The organism is Streptomyces sp. C36, from assembly GCF_040932295.1.
Lineage (GTDB): Bacteria > Actinomycetota > Actinomycetes > Streptomycetales > Streptomycetaceae > Streptomyces > Streptomyces triculaminicus.
The window spans coordinates 67,149-85,665 of the sequence record NZ_JBFQGI010000003.1 but is presented as its reverse complement, the minus strand read 5'-3'; the positions used below and the strand labels follow the sequence as shown (position 1 = coordinate 85,665).

The window sequence follows — 18,517 nt, the reverse complement described above, 5'->3', positions numbered from 1 at the left end:
GACGGCATCCGATGCCGCTACAGTCCGCGCTGAGCACTCTCCTACCCGCACACCATCACGCAAACATCTGCACCCGATTCTTGCTAAATCGGGGCCACACCCCAAATATCCGGTGCTGGTCTGTATTCGCGAGATGCGGAGCCCTTCACATCCGAGTTTTTACGGGAGAGTACTTGTCTCGTTCCGGGGCGGGCGGCCGCGATCTTGACTTCCCTAATGAGGCCGTCCCAGAACTCCATTCAGGGCGACCAGAGCAGCGACTAATTTCCATTGATGGCCCGTCAATGATGGTGCTGGATGAGCGTCAAGGCACTGAGCGATCCAGCGGGACTACGGCCGCGCCCCCTCCTTGACCATCCAAAACCGCAGGTCAGAGGGCCGTGGCTGCGAGCATCGTTGTCGGTCCGAAAACAGGTGGGGTTCCCCACCGAAACCAAGAAGGCACAGGTCAGGCGTCCTTGCCCACCGGCTTCAGGATCGCCACGCACTCCACGTGGTGCGTCATCGGGAAGAGGTCGAACGCCCGCAGCTTCACCGGCTTGTAGCCCTCCTCCGCGAAGTAGGCGAGGTCGCGGGCGAGGGCTGCCGGGTCGCAGGCTACGTAGGCGATGCGGCGGGCGCCGAGGGAGGCGAGGTGGCGGACCGTCTTCTTGCCGGCGCCGGCGCGCGGGGGGTCGAGGACGATGATGTCGGCGCTGTCGATGCGGGTGCGCGGGAGGACGTCCTCGACCTTGCCGTGCTCGATGCGCACGCGGTCGAGGTCCTGGAGGTTGTGGCGGGCGTCCTCCACCGCGCGCTTGCCGGACTCGATGCCGAGCACCGCGCCCTTCTCGCCGATGCGCTCTCCGAGGGCGCCGGCGAAGAGGCCCACGCCGCAGTAGAGATCGAGGGCCATGTCGCCCTTGCGGGGCATGAGGCCCTGCATGACGGCCTTGACCAGGGTGTCGGCCGCCTGGGGGTGAACCTGCCAGAAGCCGCCCTCGCCGACGCGGTAGGTGCGCTCGTCGGCGCGCTCGCGGACGAAGGGGCGGCCATGGACGCGGTGGATGCGCTGGTCCTTCTCGCCGACGCGCATCACCGAGACCGGCTTGTCCAGTTCGACGATCGGGAGGCGGCCGCCCGGCTTGGGGGTGAGGATCACCTGGCGGTCGGCGGAGCCCGAGGCCGCGATGGCCTCGACCGTCGCGATCTGCGGCCACTCGCGCTTCTCGATGCCCAGCTCGGTCACGCCCGGCGCGGCGATCATGCAGTGGTCGATCACCTGGACGTCGTGCGAGCGGTGCTTGCGCAGGCCCGCGTGGCCCTCGGCGTCCACGGCGTACTGCACGCGGGTGCGCCAGGCGGGGACCTCGCCCGCGGGGAGCTTGTCGCCCTCGGCCGGCATCACGGTGCCGTCCCAGCCCGCGTCCTCGGGGGTGAGGCCGGCGAGGCGCTGGAGCTGTTCGGCGATGACCTCGCCCTTGAAGCGGCGCTGGGCGCCGGGCTTGGCGTGCTGCCAGTCGCAGCCGCCGCACTTGCCGGGGCCGGAGAAGGGGCAGGGGGCCTCGACGCGGTCCTTGGAGGCCGAGAGGATCTCCACGGCGTCCGCTCGCAGGAAGCGGGAGGTCGACTCGCCCTCGGTGATCCGGGCGGTCACCCGCTCGCCGGGGAGGGCGTGGCGGACGAAGAGGACCCGGCCGGACTCGGTGCGGGCGACGCAGTGACCGCCGTGGGCGACCGGGCCGACCTCGACCTCGTACTCGTGACCGACCAGCGAGTCCTGCGATTCCTTGTGCATGCGGGTCGGCTCCAGATACGTCAAACGGGGTGAGGCGGGACAGCCGTCCAGTCTACGTCCCGCCTCACCCCGCGCGCGCATCCGCTACTTCTTCGTCGCCGCCTTCTCCTTCTTCGGCTCCGTCACCGGGCCGCGCCGCACCGAACCGGGGGCGTTCCACTCGGCGCGCTTGCGGGCGCGCAGCTTGGCGGCCTCGGAGGAGTCCAGCTGCCAGGGCACGGAGGTGACCATCACGCCGGGCGTGAAGAGCAGGCGGCCCTTGAGCCGCAGCGCGCTCTGGTTGTGCAGCAGGTGCTCGTACCAGTGGCCGACGACGTACTCGGGGATGTAGACGCTGATCACGTCGCGCGGGCTCTCCTTGCGGAGGCGCTTGACGTAGTCGATGACCGGGCGGGTGATCTCGCGGTAGGGCGAGTCGAGGACCTTCAGCGGTACGTCGATGCCGCGCCGCTGCCACTCCTCGCGCAGGGCCTTGGTCTCGTCCGCGTCGACGCTGATGGTCAGGGCCTCGAGGGTGTCGGAGCGCATCAGCTTGGAGTAGGCGAGGGCCCGCAGCGTGGGCTTGTGGATCTTGGAGACCAGGACGATGGCGTGCACCCGGGAGGGGCGGACGGTCTCGTCGCCGGGCTCGTCGCCGGCGGCGATCTCCTCGGCGACCCGGTCGTAGTGCTTCCGGATGGCGGTCATGGTGGCGTAGAAGATCACCATGCCGAGCAGGGCCACCCAGGCGCCGTGCGTGAACTTCGTGATCAGCACGACCACGAGCACCAGGCCGGTGAAGAAGGCGCCGAAGGCGTTGATCGCCCGGGAGCGGACCATGTGGCGGCGCTTGGCCGGGTCGGTCTCACCGGCCAGCAGGCGGTTCCAGTGCCGCACCATGCCGGTCTGGCTGAGGGTGAAGGAGACGAAGACGCCGACGATGTAGAGCTGGATCAGCTTCGTGGAGTCCGCGCCGTAGATGTAGACGAGTATCGCGGCGGCCGCGGCGAGCAGGACGATGCCGTTGGAGAACGCCAGCCGGTCGCCGCGGGTGTGCAGCTGACGCGGCAGGTAGCGGTCCTGGGCCAGGATCGAGCCGAGCAGCGGGAAGCCGTTGTAGGCGGTGTTGGCCGCCAGGAACAGCACGAGGGCGGTGGCGGCGGCGAGCACGATGAAGAGGAACGAGCCGTTGCCGAAGACCGCCTCGGCCACCTGCGAGATGACCGGGTTCTGGGTGTAGCCCTCGCCGACCGGCGTGCCGTTCTTGAGCAGGTCGGTGGCGGGGTGCTCGGCCATCCGCACGTCGGTGGCCATGGCCAGCGCGATGATGCCGCAGAACATGGTGACGGCCAGGCCGCCCATCAGGGCCAGGGTGGTGGCGGCGTTCTTCGACTTCGGCTTGCGGAAGGCGGGGACGCCGTTGCTGATCGCCTCGACGCCCGTCAGGGCGGCACAGCCGGAGGAGAAGGCCCGCAGCAGCAGGAAGACCAGCGCGAAGCCGGCCAGGCCCTGGTGCTCGGCGTGGATGGTGAAGTCGGCGGTGGGGGCCTTCATGGTCTCGCCCATGAGCAGGCCGCGGACGGCGCCCCAGCCGATCATCACGAAGACGCCGCCGACGAAGACGTACGTCGGGATCGCGAAGAGCTTGCCCGACTCCTTGACGCCGCGCAGGTTCATCAGCGTCAGCAGGACGATCACGGCGACGGCCGAGAACGTCTTGTGCTCGATGACGAAGGGGACGGCGGAGCCGAGGTTCTCGATGCCGGAGGAGATCGAGACGGCGACGGTCAGGACGTAGTCGACGAGCAGGGCGCTGGCGACGGTGAGGCCGGCCTTCGGGCCCAGATTGACGTTGGCGACCTCGTAGTCACCGCCGCCGGAGGGGTAGGCGTGGACGTTCTGTCGGTAGGAGGCGACCACCGTGAACATCAGCACGACGACCGCGAGGGCGATCCACGGGCTGAAGTTGTAGGCGGACACGCCTGCCACGGACAGGACGAGCAGCACCTCGCCCGGCGCGTACGCGACGGAGGAGAGGGGGTCGGACGCGAAGACGGGTAGGGCGATGCGCTTGGAGAGAAGGGTCTCCCCCAGCTTGTTGCTGTGCAACGCCCGGCCGATGAGGATCCGTTTCGGCAGGTCGGTCAATTTGGACACGCAGAGGATCGTAAGGGTTCGATATCGATGGCGCCCACCCGGCTACCCGACGGCGCCGGATTCCGTTAAAGGGGCGTTAAGACGAGCGGTTCCCCGCCCCGGCCGGTGCCGGGACGGGGTATGGGGCCGCCGAGGGGCCGCGCGAAGCGGCAGGTCGGGGCCGCGGTCGTAGCCGGAGTACGGGTCAGGGCCGCAGCCGGACCGGCAGCGTGCGGTGGCCGTTGGAGATGAAGGAGTCCACCTGGACCAGCTCCTTCGGGTCCACGGCCAGGGCCATGTCCGGGAAGCGCTCGAAGAGGGCGGGCAGGGCGACCTCCGCCTCCAGCCGGGCCAGCGGGGCGCCCAGGCAGAAGTGGACGCCGTGCCCGAAGGAGAGGTGGTCCTTGGTGGCACGAGTCACATCGAAGCGGGCGCCGTCATCGCCGTACACGGCGCGGTCGCGGCCGGCCGCGGCGTAGGCGGCGAGGATCGCGTCGCCCTGGCGCAGGGTGACGCCGCCGTCGAGCTCGATGTCCTCGACCGCGTAGCGCAGCGGGAGGCTGGCGACGGGCGCCTGGTGGCGCAGTGTCTCCTCGATCACATCGTTCCAGCCGGCCTTGCCGGCGCGGACGAGGGCGAGCTGCTCGGGGTGGGTGAGCAGGGCGTGGATGGCGTTGTCGAGGAGGTTGACGGTGGTCTCGTGGCCGGCGCCGATCATCAGCAGCAGGGTGTCGACGAGCTCCTGCTCGCTCAGCGGCGTCTCCGCGTCGTCGTCGCGGGCGGAGATCAGGACGCTGGTCATGTCGTCGCCGGGCTTGGCGCGCTTGGCGGCGACGATGCCGCCGAGGAGGCCGTAGAGCTCGGTGTAGGTGGCGGTGACCTCCTCCGGGTCGGCGGAGGTGTGGAAGATCGAGTCGACGCAGCGGCGCAGCCCCTCCCGGGTGGCCTCGTCCTCCACCCCGAACAGCTCGCAGATCACCTGGATCGGGATGGAGTAGGCGTAGTGCTCGCGCAGGTCGACGCTCTCACCGGGCGCGGTGGCGGCGAGGCCGTCGAGGAGGGCGGTGGCCATCTCCTCGATCCGGGGCCGCAGCGCGGCGGTGCGGCGGGCGGTGAAGGCCTTGGCGACGAGGGTGCGCAGCCGCTTGTGCTCGCTTCCGTAGGCGGTGAACATGTTCGTCACCGACACCCAGGTGTACAGCGGCCATTCCGGGGAGATCTCACCGTTGATCCAGGCGGGCCAGTGCCGGCGCGGGTCCTTGGAGACGCGGGGGTCGGTGAGCAGCCGCTTGAGCAGCGGCTGGCTGGTCACCGCCCATGCCACCACGCCATCAGGGAGCTCCACGGGGACCGCCGGGCCGTGGGCGCTGATGCGGGCGGCCTCGCCGTGGATGTCGGCGCCGGCGGGATCGATGGCGACGGGGCAGGTGGGGCGGTCCATCGTCTGTCTCCAGGGGTCGTGGCCGGCGGCTGCGCGGCCGGCCGAGGGTGTGCCCCACCGGGGTGCGGGGGCTGGGGCGCCGGTACGGGCACGGGGACGGGCGGGAAGCACACGGGCAGCGCGGTCAGGGCACGGTGGAAGGGGCCCGGCCGCCACACCAGGCGCTCGGCGGGCACCGCCAGCTCCAGGTCGGGGAGCCGGTCGAGGAGCTTCTCGACGGCGACGGCCGCGATGAGCCGGGCCGGGTCCTTGGCGGGGCAGTGGTGCGGGCCCGCGCTCCAGGCGAGGTGGGCGCGGTTGCCGGTGCGGCGGTCGGAGCGCAGCGCGGGGTCGGTGTTGGCGGCGGCGAAGCTGACCACGACGGGCTCGCCGGCGCGCAGCGGCACCCCGCCGAGGTCGAGGTCGGCGGTGGGGTAGTGGACGGCGTAGTTGGCCATCGGCGGGTCGAGCCAGAGGACCTCGTCGAGGGCGTCCTCGACGGGCATGCTGCCGCCGGCCAGGTCGCCGGCGAAGCGGTCGTCGGACAGCAGCAGCCGCAGCGCGTTGGCGATGAGGTTCTGCTGGGGCTCGGTGCCGGCGCCGATGAGGACGACGAGCTGGTGGAGCATCTCCTCGTCGCTGAGCTGGACCGGATGGGCCATCAGCCAGGAGGTCATGTCCGCTCCGGGGAGCTCGCGCTTGAGGGCGATGAGCTCCTGGAGGCTGCTGGTGATGAGCGCGTCGGCGCGTTCGGCGTCGACGCCGTCGAAGATGCCGGAGAAGCCCTCGACGAGGCGGTCGCCGATCTCGGTGGGGCAGCCGAAGAGCTGCTGGAAGACCAGCAGCGGGAGGATCTTGGCGTACGAGCCGAGCAGGTCGGCCTCGCCGAGCGCGGTGAAGCGGTCGATGAGGCTGTCGGCGCTGCGCTCGACATAGCCGCGCAGGGCGTTGGGGTCGATGCGGGCGAGGCTGTCGTCGACGGCCTGCCGGTAGCGGCGGTGGTCGTCGCCGTCGGAGAACAGGCAGTTGGGCCGGTAGGCCATCATCGGCACGACGGGGTTGTCGGCCTCGACGCGGCCCTCGGTGAAGGCCCGCCAGTGGCGGGCGTCCTTGACGAAGGCCTCCGGGGTGCGGAGTACGTGGAGGGCGGCCCGGTAGTCGGTGACCAGCGTGGCCCGCACGCGGGGTGCCAGCTCGACGGGTGCGGCGGGCCCGTACTCCCGCAGTCGCTCGTAGACGGCCTGCGGGTCGGCGGCGAAGTCCGGCCCGTACAGCGGGGTGCCGGGGCCCTGGTGCGCGGGGCAGACCGCCGACGGCATGGCGGACGGCGGAGGGCCGGCGTCGGGGCGGTGGGTCACACGTGCTCCTGTACGGCGGTACGGGTCTGCAGGTACTCCACCAGGCTGATCAGCGCGCGGGTGGAGGAGATCCGGTCGCGGGCGTCGCAGGTGACCAGCGGGGTCTCGGGGAGCAGGTCGAGGGCCTCGCGGATCTCCTCCTCGGGGTGCGTGGGGGCGCCGTCGAAGTGGTTGACGGCCACCGCGTACGGCAGGCCGTGCTCCTCCAGCAGTCCCATGACCTCGAAGGACTGCTCGAGACGCCGGGTGTCGGCCAGGACGAGCGCACCGAGCGCCCCCTGCGTCATGTCCTGCCACAGCCGGGTGAAACGCTGCTGGCCCGGCGCGCCGAACAGGTAGAGGACGAGGCTGTCGCTGAGGGTCAGCCGGCCGAAGTCCATGGCGACCGTGGTGGTGGTCTTGCCCTCGATGCCCGCGAGGTCGTCGACGAGCGCGCCGGCCTGCGTCATCGTCTCCTCCGTGCGCAGCGGCCGGATCTCCGAGAGCGACCCGACGAAGGTGGTCTTGCCGACGGCGAAGTGCCCGACGACGAGGATCTTGGCGGCGGTCCGTACGGTCCGCCGCAGGTAGACGCCGCCGTCGGGGTGGGCACCGTACGCGCCGTGGTCAGAGGCGAGCGCGGAGTCCATCCAGCACCTCCTGCAGGATCTGGGCCTCGGGCAGCTGTGCCGAGGGGATGGGGGCCCGGGTGGAGAGGTGGCCGCTGTCGACGAGATCGCCGAGCAGCACCTTGGTGACGCTGACGGGCAGCATCAGGTGGCCGGCGATCTCGGCCACGGACAGCGCGCCGCCCAGGCAGAGTTCCATGAGGGCGCGCTTTTCCGGGCTGAGACCGCCCAGCGGCCGGTCGTCGTGCGCCATGACCAGGGTGACCAGGTCGAAGGTGTTGCGCGTGGGGTGGGAGCGGCCGTCGGTGACGACGTACGGGCGCACCAGCCCTCTGTCGCGTCCTGGCGCCGGCGGGGTCACGCCGGGCCCGTACCCTGCCAGCCGTCCTGCCGCGGCGGGCTGGTCAGTTCCTTGCCGAGCCGGTCGACCGTCTTCTGCATGCGGTAGGTGACGGCCTCCATGTCGACGTTCTCGCCGGCGGAGACGGCGAGGTAGGCGCCGGGCCCGGCCGCGATGAGGAAGACGTAGCCGTGCGCGAACTCCACCAGCGTCTGCCGCCAGGGGGTGTCCTGGTGCTGGGGGTGGGTGCAGAAGTCGGAGGTGGAGCGGCTGATGGACTGCAGCCCCGACAGGGCGGCCGCCTGACGCTCCGCCTCGTCGCGGTGGATGCCCTGCGAGTGGGCGCGCAGCATGCCGTCGGCGGAGAGCAGGATCGCGTGCCGGGCCTCCGGCATCTTGACGACCTCGTCGAGCATCCAGCCCAGCTCTTTGTTCATGTGGTCCATCACGCGTACGGGTTCCCTTCGTCTTCTACGGGGGCATGGCCGGGGCGCCGGCCGGGCGGGGGGACGGAGCCGCTGCCGCTGGGCGGCACGGGCGGGGGCGGCCCCTGAGGAGTGCCTCCGAGCGGGGGCCGGGGTGGTCCCTGCCGGGTTCCGGGGCCGGGGCCGGGGCCGGGGCCGGTGGGCGGCTCGTGCCGGGGCGGTCCCTGCGGGACGTCTCCGAGCGGGGGCAGCGGGGGCATCTGGTGGCTGCCGGTGCGGCCGGTACGGGTACCGCGCGCGAACGCGCCCATGCGCCGGGCGTTCTCCTCCGCCGTGCGTTCCTTGGGCATCTCGGTGGGCGCGGGCGCCGGGGGCCGCCGGCCGTGCGGCCCGCCGGCGGGCTGCCGGCGCCGGCGCTTGGGCAGGCCGCCGGCGGTGGAGCCGATGACGTGCGAGGCGGCGCCGGGGTCGCCGGAGACGCCGGGCGTCTCGGGGGTGCCGGCGAGGCCGGGGGCCTCGGGGGTGCCCGGGAAGCCGGCGATCTCGGGGGCGCCCGGGAAGGCGGGGATCTCGGGGGCGCCCGGGAAGGCGGAGGCCTCGGGGGCGCCCGGGAGGCCGGGGACCTCGTGGGCTCGCGGGGTCTCGGAGGCGTCCGAGAAACCGAGGACCTCGGGTACGTCCGAGAAGCCAGGGGCCTTTGGGGCGCCCGGGAAGCCGGGTGTCCCGTGGGCTCGCGGGGTCTCGGAGGCGTCCCGGAAGCCAGGGGCCTGGTGGGCGTGCGGAGTCTCTCGGGTGCCCGAGAAACCAGGGGCCTTGGGTACCTCCGGGAAGCCCGGGGTCTCCGGTACGCCCGGGAAGCCGGGGGTCTCGGGGGTATCCGGGAAGCCAGCGGTCTCAGGGGTATCCGGGAAGCCCGGGGTCTCAGGGTTGCCCGGGAAGCCAGCGGTCTCAGGGGTATCCGGGAAGCCCGGGGTCTCAGGGTTGCCCGGGAAGCCAGGGGTCTCGGGGGTATCCGGGAAGCCAGCGGTCTCGGGAGTACCCGGGAAGCCAGGGGTCTCAGGGGTGCCCGGGAAGCCAGGGGCTTCGGGAGTACCCGGGAAGCCAGGGGTCTCAGGGGTACCCGGGAAGCCCGGGGCGGTTTTCCCGGCCCCCGCGGACGCGGGAGCGCCGGCCGGCCCGGCAGAGCGCCCGGCTGACGGCCCAGCGGTGGGCCCACCCGGCGGTCCACCGGCCGGCCCTGCCGGCGCCTCCGGAGCCTGGTGCGCCCCAGGCGCCCGGTGCGCCGCAGGCGCATGCGGCGCATGCGGCGCGTGCGTGCGCTCCGTGTGGCGGCCGGTGCGTGGGCGTGAGGGGCGGCGCGGTCTGTCGGAGGCGTCGCGGCCGCGGCCGCCGCGGCCCGCGAGCGGGGTGGTGCCGGGGCCGTCGATGTCGAGCTGGGTCAGCAGCGCGCCCGGCAGGAAGAGCACGGCCCGCACGCCCCCGAAGGGGGAGCGGGTGTCGACCGAGACGCTGAAGCCGTAGCGCGCGCCGAGCACCCCGATGACGGGGTGTCCGAACTGCGGCGGGTCGCCGAGCCGCGAGACGTCCACGACCCGGCGGCCCGACAGCATGGCCGTGGCCTGCTGGATCTCCTGGTCGTCCATGCCGACGCCGGCGTCGTCGATGACGATGCAGGCGCCGTTGTGCACAGGCTGGATGCTGACCTCGACGGTGGTGTTGGGCTGGGAGTGGCGGGCGGCGTTGTCGAGGAGCTCGGCGACGGCGAGCACGACCGGCTCGACGGCCCGGCTGACGACGGCGATGTCCGCGTGGCTGTGCACGCGGACGCGGCGGTAGTCGCGGATGCGCGAGGTGGCGCCCCGGACGACGTCGGTGAGCTGGGAGGCCACGCGCTGCCGGCCGGGCCAGGAGCCGCAGAGCACGGCGATGGCCTGGGCGCGGCGCCCGAACTGGGAGTTGGCGTGGTCGATCTCCAGCAGGTCCCGCAGTACGTCGGGGTTGTCGTGCCGCTCCTGCATCTCGGAGATGGCCAGCTGCTGTTCGTGGGCCAGGCCCTGCAGCGCGCGCATGGACGCCTTGAGCGCGGCCTTGGCGGACTGGTCGGCACGGCTCTGCGCCTTGTCCACGGCCTGGGTGAACAGGTCCATCACCGACTGGAGGTTCTGCGCGAAGGCGGTGCCGGCGAGCCGGTCGTCGAGCGGGCCGGGCAGCGGAACGTCCTGGCTGACGGCGTCGGAGACGGCCGGCAGCCGGACGCCGACCAGGTGGGCCAGCTCCTCGTCACGCGCCCGGAGGCTGTCCTCCAGTTGATCGACGCGTCTGCGCACTCCGGTGGTGATCGTCCGCTGGCGTGCGAGCAGGACCGATACGACGGTCGATGCGATGGCCAGACACCAGATCACCACCTCCGGTATGTGATGTGACATCAATTCCTCTTGGACGACGGCAACATGTGGTGGGGGACCACCCAGTGGCGACTGGGCGAGGGACAGGTCGGTGTCCTGACGTCCCGTCCGGAAGCGGAATACATCGATCATCCTAACCGCGCCCGTGACCGTGTGTCCGATCTTCGTTACGAAACTCGAACAGACATGCGCGATCGATTCCCGGCCATGTGGCGAGGCGTCAGACGCCCCTGGACCCGCCGTCCTCGGCGCCGAGAACACAGGGCGTGACCGTCGCACGCAGATCCCAGCCCAGCGCGCCGTACAGCGCGAGGCCCTCGCGCGTGGCGACGAGCACGCCGTGCTCCGCGCCCCGCTCCAGCGCGGCCGCGCCGAGGGCGCGCATCACGAGGCTGCCCAGCCCCCGGCGGCGGTGGGCGGCGTCGGTGGCGATCCGGTCGAAGACGACCACTCCCCCGGTGCGGCCGGTGCGGCCGCTCGCGGCGAGCGAGCCGTCCGCGGCCCTCACCTCGGCCTCGGTGACGCCGCCGGCGGTCACGGTGCGGACCGTGTAGCCGTCGGGGGCGGTCACGTCCGCCGGGCGCAGCGTGGTGGTCATCATGAATTCCGGGTCCTGCACCTCCCATCGGGGCGTCAGCGCCGGCGTGACGCGCCCGGCCGGGGCGCAGACCTTGATCCAGGTGCCCGGCTCGGTGGCGGCGGCCACCAGGTCGCGCAGGACGGCCGGGTCCGCCTCCGGCAGGACGTAGCGGCGTACGTGCCCCGGCAGCCCCACGTCGATGCGATAGCCGCCGGGCACCTCGACGGGGGCCGGGGCGCCCCGGGAGACCGACCAGCCGGCCACCCAGGCCCGTACCGCCTCGGCGGGCGTCAACGCGGACGAGTCGTGCGCCGCGGTGGACGAGTCGTGCGCCGCGGTGGGCGAGTCATAAGTCTTGATCATCGGGCGAGCTTATTGCGAATCGTTCGCAACAAGGAAGGGCCGTCCTGGGCAGGGGCGCCCACTCGGCGGTCCGGGGCCCGGTCCCCGGGGGGTTGCGGATACGGTGGTGCCGTGCGCCTGACGCGGGCAGCGCCCGTCGAGGGCGCCTCGCGTCGGACCCGCGAGTCATCCCTCGTGGGGCCGTGAGTTTGAGAAGGAAGATGTGAGCAGGGTGTTGGTGCAGGTCAGCGCGGTAGTCCGGAGCATGGGGTAGGCGTTGTGCACATCGTGATCATGGGGTGCGGGCGAGTGGGCTCCGCCCTCGCGCAGACCCTTGAGCAGCAGGGCCACACGGTCGCCGTGGTCGACCAGGACCCGACGGCCTTCCGCCGCCTGGGCTCCGGGTTCGGCGGCCGCCGGGTGACCGGCGTCGGCTTCGACCAGGACACCCTGCGCGAGGCAGGCATCGAGGAGGCGGGCGCCTTCGCCGCCGTCAGCAGCGGCGACAACTCCAACATCATCGCCGCCCGGGTGGCGCGCGAGATGTTCGGCGTGGAGAACGTGGCGGCCCGCATCTACGACCCCCGCCGTGCCGAGGTCTACCAGCGCCTGGGCATCCCGACCGTCGCCACCGTGCGGTGGACCGCCGACCAGATGCTGCGGCGACTGCTGCCGTCGGGCGCGGAGCCGCTGTGGCGCGACCCCAGCGGCGGCGTCCAGCTCGCCGAGGTGCCCGTCTCGGAGGGCTGGGTGGGCCGGAAGGTGAGCCTGCTGCAGGACGAGACCGGGGTGCGCGTGGCGTTCCTCACCCGACTGGGCGAGGCCATGCTGCCGACGTCGGCGACGGTGCTGCAGGAAGGCGACCTGGTGCACGTGATGATGCGCACCGACGAGGTCGAGAAGGTCGAGGCGGCGTTCTCCGCTGGTCCCGAGGAGGCGCACTGATGCGGGTTGCTATTGCTGGTGCCGGTGCCGTCGGCCGCTCCATCGCGGGCGAGCTGCTGGAGAACGGGCACGAGGTGCTGCTCATCGACAAGGCCCCCTCGGCCATCTCGGTGGAGCGGGTGCCGCTGGCGGAGTGGCTGCTGGCCGACGCGTGCGAGATCACCTCGCTCGACGAGGCCGCGCTGCAGCGCTGCAACGTCGTGATCGCGGCGACCGGTGACGACAAGGTCAACCTCGTCGTCTCGCTGCTCGCCAAGACGGAGTACGGCGTGCCGCGGGTCGTGGCCCGGGTGAACAACCCCAAGAACGAGTGGCTGTTCAACGAGTCCTGGGGCGTGGACGTGGCCGTCTCCACCCCGCGCCTGATGTCGGCGCTGGTCGAGGAGGCCGTGAGCGTCGGCGACCTGGTGCGCCTGCTGCGCTTCAGCCAGGGCGACGCCAACCTCGTCGAGCTCACCCTGCCGCCGGAGTCGGCCCTGGCCGGCACCCGCGTCGGCGACGTGGACTGGCCGGAGGACACCTCACTGGTCACCATCATCCGCGGCACCCGCGTGCTCACCCCCAACCGGGAGGACGCGCTGGAGGCCGGCGACGAGCTGCTGTTCGTGGCGGCCCCGGCGCGCGAGGAGCAGCTGGAGGACCTGCTGTCGGTGCGCCGCGAGGGCACGGCGGGCTGACCGCCACCACGCGTACGAGCGCCTACGAGGAGGGCCCCCGGGACGATTCCCGGGGGCCCTCCTCGTATGTGCGGCGGCGCGGTCAGCGCGTGGCGGCCTTGGCCTCGCGCTCGGCGCGCTCCGCCTCCTCCATCTCCGCGAAGACGTCGATCGGCGGCGGCGCCTTCGACAGGAAGATCCAGGTCAGGTAGACGGAGAGCAGCATCGGCGGAATGCCGAGCGCCACCTTCACCCAGCCCAGCTGGGTGACGTCGCCCCACCAGTAGAGCGGGAAGAGGACGGCCGACTTGGCGAGCAGGATCAGGCCCCACGCCCAGCTGGCCTTGGTGTAGGCCCTCTTGCGGCCGGGGTTGCGGGTGCGCCAGGAGAGGTTCTCCTTGAACACCGGGCCGAGGATCAGGCCCATCAGCGGATAGCCCGCGACGGCCGAGACGATGTAGGCGACGGCGAGGCCGAGGCTGTAGAGCATGCCCGGCAGGTAGAAGTTCTTGGCGTCGCCGGACATCATCGCGAAGACGGCGCCGAAGGCGACCCCGAAGACGCCGCTGAAGGCGTGCTTGAGGGTGTCCTTGCGGACGAGCCGGGCGAGGCCGAGCAGCAGGGAGAGTCCCAGCGCGGCGATCGCCGCGACGTGGATGTCCCGCTTGACCGTGTAGATCGCGACGAAGACCAGGCCGGGAACGGTGGTCTCCACCATGCCCCGCACGCCGCCGAAGGCCTCGAAGAGGGCGGCCTCGGTGGCCGCTCGGGAGTCCGCGTCCCGCGCGCCGTGGGCGGCCTGGTGATCCGTCGGCTTGTCGATGGACGACAAGGGCTACTCCTGTCCGAGCGGTCGGAGTTCGTATCGGGGGTTGAACAGCACTCTCCGGCCGCGGCTCATGGAGATCCGGCCGGAGGCGATCAGCTTACGGCCGGGCTCTATCCCGGCGATGGAACGGCGCCCGAGCCAGACGACGTCGAGCGCGGCGGAGCCGTCGAAGAGCTCGGCCTCCAGCGCGGGGACGCCGGCGCGCGGGCGCAGCGTCACGGTCCGCAGCGTGCCGGTGACCTTGACGATGTCCCGGTCGTCGCAGTCGCAGATCGGCGTGCAGCCGACGGCCGCCGCGTCCTGCTGCAGCTCCGCGTGATGGAGCTCCTCCTGGGAGGTGGACAGCCGGTCCAGCATCCGGCGGAAACGCCCGGTCGGCTTCTCGGGACGGGGTACGGCACTCATGTCACCAGCGTAGCGGGACCGGGGAGGGCTGGGATCAGCCCTCACAGCTCGCCGCACCGCCCGGGGGCAACCCCCGGACCCCCGGCCGGCTGCCCCAGCCGGCTGCCCGCCCTCACCCCTCGAACCGGTACCCCATCCCCGGCTCCGTAATGCTGCATCTCCCGGGGGCAACCCCCGGGCCCCCGGCCGGCTGCCCGCTCTCACCCCTCGAACCGGTACCCCATCCCCGGCTCCGTGATGAAGTGCTTCGGGTGCGAGGGGTCCAGCTCCAGCTTGCGCCGCAGCTGGGCCATGTAGACGCGCAGGTAGTTCGTCTCGGTCCCGTACGACGGGCCCCAGACCTCCTGCAGCAGCTGCTTCTGGCTGACGAGACGACCCGTGTTGCGAACGAGCACCTCGAGCAGGTGCCACTCCGTGGGCGTGAGGCGTACGTCCTTGCCGCCCCGGTTGACCTTCTTCGCCGCGAGGTCGACGGTGAAGACCTCCGTCTCGACGATCGCGTCGGCGCCCGCGGCCGCGGACCCGGTCGGCTCCGCGCGCCGCACGGCGGCCCTCAGTCTGGCCAGCAGCTCGTCCATGCCGAAGGGCTTGGTCACGTAGTCGTCGGCGCCCGCGTCGAGCGCCTCGACCTTCTCGTCGGAGGTCTGGCGCGCGGAGAGGACCAGGATCGGCACCCGGGTCCAGCCCCGCAGGCCCTTGATCACCTCAACGCCGTCCATGTCCGGCAGGCCGAGGTCGAGGATGACCACGTCGGGGTGGCGGGCGGCGGCCAGCTGGAGGGCCGTGGCGCCGTCGGGCGCGGCGTCGACCTCGTACTTCCGCGCCTTGAGGTTGATCACGAGCGCGCGCACGATCTGCGGCTCGTCATCCACCACGAGCACCCGGTTCATGCTGAACCACCTCTACTGTCGTGCGGGCCCCGGCCTGGGGCCCGGAATCCTGGTCCGGTTCGTTCTGCGGTCCGTACGGCCGCGGCGGGCGTCACGTCGTGGCCTGGGCCGGCAGGTCCGGTCGTACGGGCGGCCGCCCGGGCGCGGCGCGAAGGGTGAGGACCATGGTCATGCCGCCGCCCGGGGTGTCCTCGGCGGCCAGCGTGCCGCCCATGGCCTCGGCGAAGCCCCGCGCGACCGCGAGGCCGAGGCCCACCCCGGCGCCGCGGGGCGCGTCGCCGTACCGCTGGAAGGGCTCGAAGATGCGGTCCTTGGCGCTGTCGGGCACGCCGGGCCCCCGGTCGGCCACCCGCACCTCGACGCGCTCGCCGAGGGCGCTGGCGGCCACCAGGACGGGGGCGGCGCCGGGCGGGTTGTACTTGACCGCGTTCTCGACGATGTTCGCCACGCCGCGCTCGAGCAGCCCCGGGTCGACGGCGACCATCGGCAGCGTCTCGGGGATGTCGAGGGCGACGCTGCCCTCGGGGACGCCGCCCAGCGCCATCGGCACCACCTCGTCGAGGTCGATCTCCCTGATCAGCGGGGTGACGGTGCCGGTCTGCAGCCGGGACATGTCGAGCAGGTTGCCGACCAGGTGGTCGAGCCGGTCGGCGCCGTCCTCGATGCCGGCCAGCAGCTCGGCCTCGTCATCCGCCGACCAGGCGACGTCGTCGGAGCGCAGGGAGGTCACGGAGGCCTTGATGCCGGCCAGCGGGGTGCGCAGGTCGTGGCTGACGGCGGCCAGCAGGGCGGTGCGGATGCGGTTGCCCTCGGCGAGCCGGCGGGCCTCCTCCGCCTCGCCGACCAGCCGCTGGCGGTCCAGGACGACGGCGGCCTGCGCGGCGAAGGCGGCCAGCACGCGGCGGTCCTCGGCGGGCAGCACCCGGCCGGAGAGGGCGAGGGCCATGTTGTCGCCGACCGGCATGTCCACGTCCGCGTCCTCGGGCCGCAGCAGGGGCTTGCCGTCGCTGGTCACGACGCTGCTGGCGCAGGTCCACGGGTCGACGTCGCTGACGCGCTCGAGCAGGGCGACGGATTCCATGCCGAAGGTCTCGCGGACCCGTTCCAGGAGGGCGTCCAGGCTCGTCTCGCCGCGCAGCACGCTGCCCGCGAGGAAGGAGAGGATCTCCGATTCCGCCCGCAGCCGGGCGGCCTGGTGGGTGCGGCGGGCCGCGACGTCGACGACGGACGCCACGGAGATGGCGACGAGGACGAATATCGTGATGGCGACGATGTTCTTGGTGTCGGTGATGGTCCAGCGGTGGACCGGCTCGACGAAGTAGTAGTTCAGCAGGAGCGAGCCGAACGCCGCCGACGCCAGGGACGGCAGCGCGCCGCCGAGCAGGGCCGCCCCGACCGTGGTGCACAGGAACAGCAGCATGTCGTTGGCGAGCCCGAGGTCCGGGAGGACCCGCGTCAGGAGCAGACTCAGCAGCGCGGGCCCGCCGATGCCGACCAGCCAGCCGGCCACGATCCGGCCCCGGCCGAGCCGGGCGCCGCGCGCCACGGGCAGTCCGCGGCCCTTGGCGGCCTCCTCGTGGGTGACGATGTGGACGTCGAGGTCGGGGCCCGAGTCGCGGGCGACGGTCTGTCCGACGCCGGGCCCGAAGACGTACTGCCAGGTCTTGCGGCGGCTGGAGCCCAGCACGATCTGGGTGGCGTTGACGCCGCGCGCGAACTCCAGCAGCGAGGCCGGCACGTCGTCGCCTATGACGTGGTGGAACGTGCCGCCGAGGTCCTCCACGAGCGTGCGCTGGACCGCCAGCTCCTTGGGCGAAGCGGAGGTCAGGCCGTCGCTGCGGGCGATGTAGACGGCGAGGATCTCGCTGCCCGAGCCCTTGGCGGCCATGCGGGCGGCGCGGCGGATGAGCGTACGGCCCTCGGGCCCGCCGGTGAGGCCGACGACGATGCGCTCGCGGGCGTGCCAGATGGTGGAGACGCTGTGCTCGGTGCGGTACTGCCGCAGGTACTCGTCGACGCGGTCGGCGGTCCACAGCAGGGCCAGCTCGCGCAGGGCGGTGAGGTTGCCGGGGCGGAAGTAGTTGGAGAGGGCGGCGTCGACCTTGTCGGGCTTGTAGATGTTGCCGTGCGCCATGCGGCGGCGCAGGGCCTGCGGCGACATGTCGACCAGCTCGATCTGGTCCGCGCGGCGGACCACCTCGTCGGGCACGGTCTCGCGCTGCCGGACGCCCGTTATCGACTCGACGACGTCGCCGAGCGACTCCAGGTGCTGGATGTTGACGGTCGAGACGACGTCGATGCCGGCCTGCAGCAGTTCCTCGACGTCCTGCCAGCGCTTGGTGTTGCGGGAGCCGGGGACGTTGGTGTGGGCGAGCTCGTCCACGCACACGACGGCGGGACGGCGGGCGAGGACGGCGTCCACGTCCATCTCGGTGAAGGCGGCGTCCCGGTAGGCGATCTCGCGGCGGGACACCTCCTCGAGACCGTGCAGCATCACCTCGGTGCGCGGGCGGCCGTGGTGCTCCACGAAGCCGACCACGACGTCCGTCCCGCGCTCCACCCGGCGGTGGGCCTCCGAGAGCATGGCGTAGGTCTTGCCGACGCCCGGTGCCGCGCCGAGGTAGATCCGAAGGTTGCCGCGTCCCATGGCCCCATTGTCTTTCAGGAATCGCGACGGTGTTCGGGGCGGTTGTCCGCCCCGAGGTGCCACACCGTCGCGCACCGTCGACCTTACGGCCAAGGATTTGGACATTTCGGGCCGGAGGCGGCCGACCGGCAGGTATTGACGCAGCTCTGACGCCTGCGGGCGTAACGCGCACCGTCACCCCCGCGGCAGGCTCCTTGACACCCCTGTCGCCCCGTTGCGAGGTTGATCCGCATGACGGACACACGCACCGCTCACACCTCCGACCTCGCCGACGCCGAACTCGCCGCGATCCGCTCCCTCCTGACCGACGCCTTCGAGGGCGACTTCACCGACGAGGACTGGGACCACGGCATCGGCGGCATGCACGCGCTGGGGTACGAGGACGGCGAGCTCGTCGCCCACGGCTCGCTGGTGCAACGGCGCCTGCTGCACGACGGCCGCGCCCTGCGGGCGGGGTACGTCGAGGCCGTGGCGGTACGGGCCGACCGGCGCCGGCGGGGGCACGCGTCGGCCGTGCTGGAGGCCCTGGAGCACGTACTGCGCCGGGGCGCGTACGAGCTGGGGGCGCTCGGCGCGGCCGACGAGGCCGTACCGCTGTACACCGGCCGCGGCTGGCGGCAGTGGCGCGGCCCGTCGTCGGTGCTCGCCCCGACGGGCATCGAGCGCACCCCGGACGAGGACGGCTTCATCCATGTCCTGCCCCTGGGAACGCCGCTCGACCTGGACGGCGAGCTGACGTGCGACTGGCGCCCGGGCGACGTGTGGTGAGCACCCC

General features: G+C 72.3%; 15 protein-coding genes and 1 pseudogene. 3 read left to right on the top strand and 13 right to left on the bottom strand.

All coding sequences use genetic code 11. The features are described 5' to 3' along the window. Positions 1 to 448: 448 nt before the first annotated feature. The 9 genes and pseudogenes from AB4K12_RS10310 to AB4K12_RS10270 all read right to left on the bottom strand — a co-directional run bounded on the left by AB4K12_RS10310 (position 449) and on the right by AB4K12_RS10270 (position 11,391). Entirely contained in the window at positions 449 to 1,777 is a 1,329-nt protein-coding gene (locus tag AB4K12_RS10310; protein WP_368433907.1) for a class I SAM-dependent RNA methyltransferase, read from the bottom strand. Between the two features lie 84 nt (positions 1,778 to 1,861). Further along, a complete protein-coding gene (locus tag AB4K12_RS10305) occupies positions 1,862 to 3,913 on the bottom strand; it encodes an APC family permease (protein ID WP_368433906.1) in 2,052 nt (683 codons plus the stop codon). Positions 3,914 to 4,097: 184 nt separating this feature from the next. Beyond that, positions 4,098 to 5,219, bottom strand: a complete 1,122-nt coding sequence (locus AB4K12_RS10300) for a cytochrome P450 (protein ID WP_368434430.1) — start codon at positions 5,217 to 5,219, stop codon at positions 4,098 to 4,100. Continuing rightward, the gene (locus tag AB4K12_RS10295) at positions 5,201 to 6,631 is read right to left on the bottom strand and encodes a cytochrome P450 (RefSeq protein WP_368434429.1); all 1,431 of its coding nucleotides are present in this window, start codon (positions 6,629 to 6,631) and stop codon (positions 5,201 to 5,203) included. The genes AB4K12_RS10300 and AB4K12_RS10295 overlap by 19 nt, the downstream gene beginning before the upstream one ends. Positions 6,632 to 6,666: 35 nt before the next feature. Continuing rightward, a complete protein-coding gene (locus tag AB4K12_RS10290) occupies positions 6,667 to 7,299 on the bottom strand; it encodes an ATP/GTP-binding protein (protein ID WP_086574269.1) in 633 nt (210 codons plus the stop codon). Continuing rightward, positions 7,277 to 7,603 (bottom strand): DUF742 domain-containing protein, encoded by a 327-nt coding sequence (locus AB4K12_RS10285; RefSeq protein WP_086574267.1) that lies wholly within the window; start codon positions 7,601 to 7,603, stop codon positions 7,277 to 7,279. Before AB4K12_RS10285 ends, AB4K12_RS10290 begins: the two co-directional genes overlap by 23 nt. A 32-nt stretch (positions 7,604 to 7,635) precedes the next feature. Beyond that, positions 7,636 to 8,055: a roadblock/LC7 domain-containing protein gene (locus tag AB4K12_RS10280; protein ID WP_179199088.1), complete on the bottom strand. Its 420-nt coding sequence runs from the start codon at positions 8,053 to 8,055 to the stop codon at positions 7,636 to 7,638. 1,415 nt (positions 8,056 to 9,470) lie between these two features. Further along, a pseudogene (locus AB4K12_RS10275) lies at positions 9,471 to 10,469 on the bottom strand (ATP-binding protein); the annotation flags it as partial. 199 nt (positions 10,470 to 10,668) lie between these two features. Then, a complete protein-coding gene (locus tag AB4K12_RS10270) occupies positions 10,669 to 11,391 on the bottom strand; it encodes a GNAT family N-acetyltransferase (protein WP_368433905.1) in 723 nt (240 codons plus the stop codon). A gap of 258 nt (positions 11,392 to 11,649) precedes the next feature. On the opposite strand from AB4K12_RS10270, the gene AB4K12_RS10265 reads away from it, so the two are divergent. Together AB4K12_RS10265 and AB4K12_RS10260 are read left to right on the top strand one after the other, a co-directional pair. Next, positions 11,650 to 12,315, top strand: a complete 666-nt coding sequence (locus tag AB4K12_RS10265) for a TrkA family potassium uptake protein (protein WP_368433904.1) — start codon at positions 11,650 to 11,652, stop codon at positions 12,313 to 12,315. Further along, positions 12,315 to 12,992: a TrkA family potassium uptake protein gene (locus AB4K12_RS10260; RefSeq protein WP_362249406.1), complete on the top strand. Its 678-nt coding sequence runs from the start codon at positions 12,315 to 12,317 to the stop codon at positions 12,990 to 12,992. The genes AB4K12_RS10265 and AB4K12_RS10260 overlap by 1 nt, the downstream gene beginning before the upstream one ends. An 82-nt stretch (positions 12,993 to 13,074) precedes the next feature. On the opposite strand, the gene AB4K12_RS10255 is transcribed toward AB4K12_RS10260, so the two are convergent. The 4 genes from AB4K12_RS10255 to AB4K12_RS10240 form a co-directional block, all read right to left on the bottom strand. Continuing rightward, the gene (locus tag AB4K12_RS10255; protein ID WP_086574045.1) at positions 13,075 to 13,803 is read right to left on the bottom strand and encodes a DUF3159 domain-containing protein; all 729 of its coding nucleotides are present in this window, start codon (positions 13,801 to 13,803) and stop codon (positions 13,075 to 13,077) included. Between the two features lie 3 nt (positions 13,804 to 13,806). Then, entirely contained in the window at positions 13,807 to 14,205 is a 399-nt protein-coding gene (locus AB4K12_RS10250) for an OB-fold nucleic acid binding domain-containing protein (RefSeq protein WP_086574043.1), read from the bottom strand. Between the two features lie 200 nt (positions 14,206 to 14,405). Further along, positions 14,406 to 15,095 carry a response regulator gene (locus tag AB4K12_RS10245; protein WP_086574041.1) on the bottom strand — a complete coding sequence of 230 codons (690 nt, stop codon included), beginning with the start codon at positions 15,093 to 15,095 and terminating at the stop codon, positions 14,406 to 14,408. Positions 15,096 to 15,186: 91 nt separating this feature from the next. Continuing rightward, positions 15,187 to 17,742, bottom strand: coding sequence for an ATP-binding protein (locus AB4K12_RS10240; RefSeq protein WP_368433903.1), 2,556 nt, complete (start codon positions 17,740 to 17,742; stop codon positions 15,187 to 15,189). A 231-nt stretch (positions 17,743 to 17,973) separates the two neighbouring features. Between AB4K12_RS10240 and AB4K12_RS10235 the strand changes: the two genes are divergently transcribed. Beyond that, positions 17,974 to 18,510: a GNAT family N-acetyltransferase gene (locus AB4K12_RS10235; RefSeq protein WP_368433902.1), complete on the top strand. Its 537-nt coding sequence runs from the start codon at positions 17,974 to 17,976 to the stop codon at positions 18,508 to 18,510. Positions 18,511 to 18,517: the final 7 nt, after the last annotated feature.

Excerpts from the sequence above, each read along its gene's own strand:
- AB4K12_RS10295 (WP_368434429.1), bottom strand. The coding sequence starts at position 6,631 with ATGCCGTCGGCGGTCTGCCCCGCGCACCAGGGCCCCGGCACCCCGCTG.
- AB4K12_RS10290 (WP_086574269.1), bottom strand. The coding sequence starts at position 7,299 with ATGGACTCCGCGCTCGCCTCTGACCACGGCGCGTACGGTGCCCACCCC.
- AB4K12_RS10280 (WP_179199088.1), bottom strand. The coding sequence starts at position 8,055 with ATGAACAAAGAGCTGGGCTGGATGCTCGACGAGGTCGTCAAGATGCCG.
- AB4K12_RS10240 (WP_368433903.1), bottom strand. The coding sequence starts at position 17,742 with ATGGGACGCGGCAACCTTCGGATCTACCTCGGCGCGGCACCGGGCGTC.
- AB4K12_RS10250 (WP_086574043.1), bottom strand. The coding sequence starts at position 14,205 with ATGAGTGCCGTACCCCGTCCCGAGAAGCCGACCGGGCGTTTCCGCCGG.
- AB4K12_RS10235 (WP_368433902.1), top strand. The coding sequence starts at position 17,974 with ATGACGGACACACGCACCGCTCACACCTCCGACCTCGCCGACGCCGAA.
- AB4K12_RS10260 (WP_362249406.1), top strand. The coding sequence starts at position 12,315 with ATGCGGGTTGCTATTGCTGGTGCCGGTGCCGTCGGCCGCTCCATCGCG.
- AB4K12_RS10310 (WP_368433907.1), bottom strand. The coding sequence starts at position 1,777 with ATGCACAAGGAATCGCAGGACTCGCTGGTCGGTCACGAGTACGAGGTC.
- AB4K12_RS10270 (WP_368433905.1), bottom strand. The coding sequence starts at position 11,391 with ATGATCAAGACTTATGACTCGCCCACCGCGGCGCACGACTCGTCCACC.
- AB4K12_RS10245 (WP_086574041.1), bottom strand. The coding sequence starts at position 15,095 with ATGAACCGGGTGCTCGTGGTGGATGACGAGCCGCAGATCGTGCGCGCG.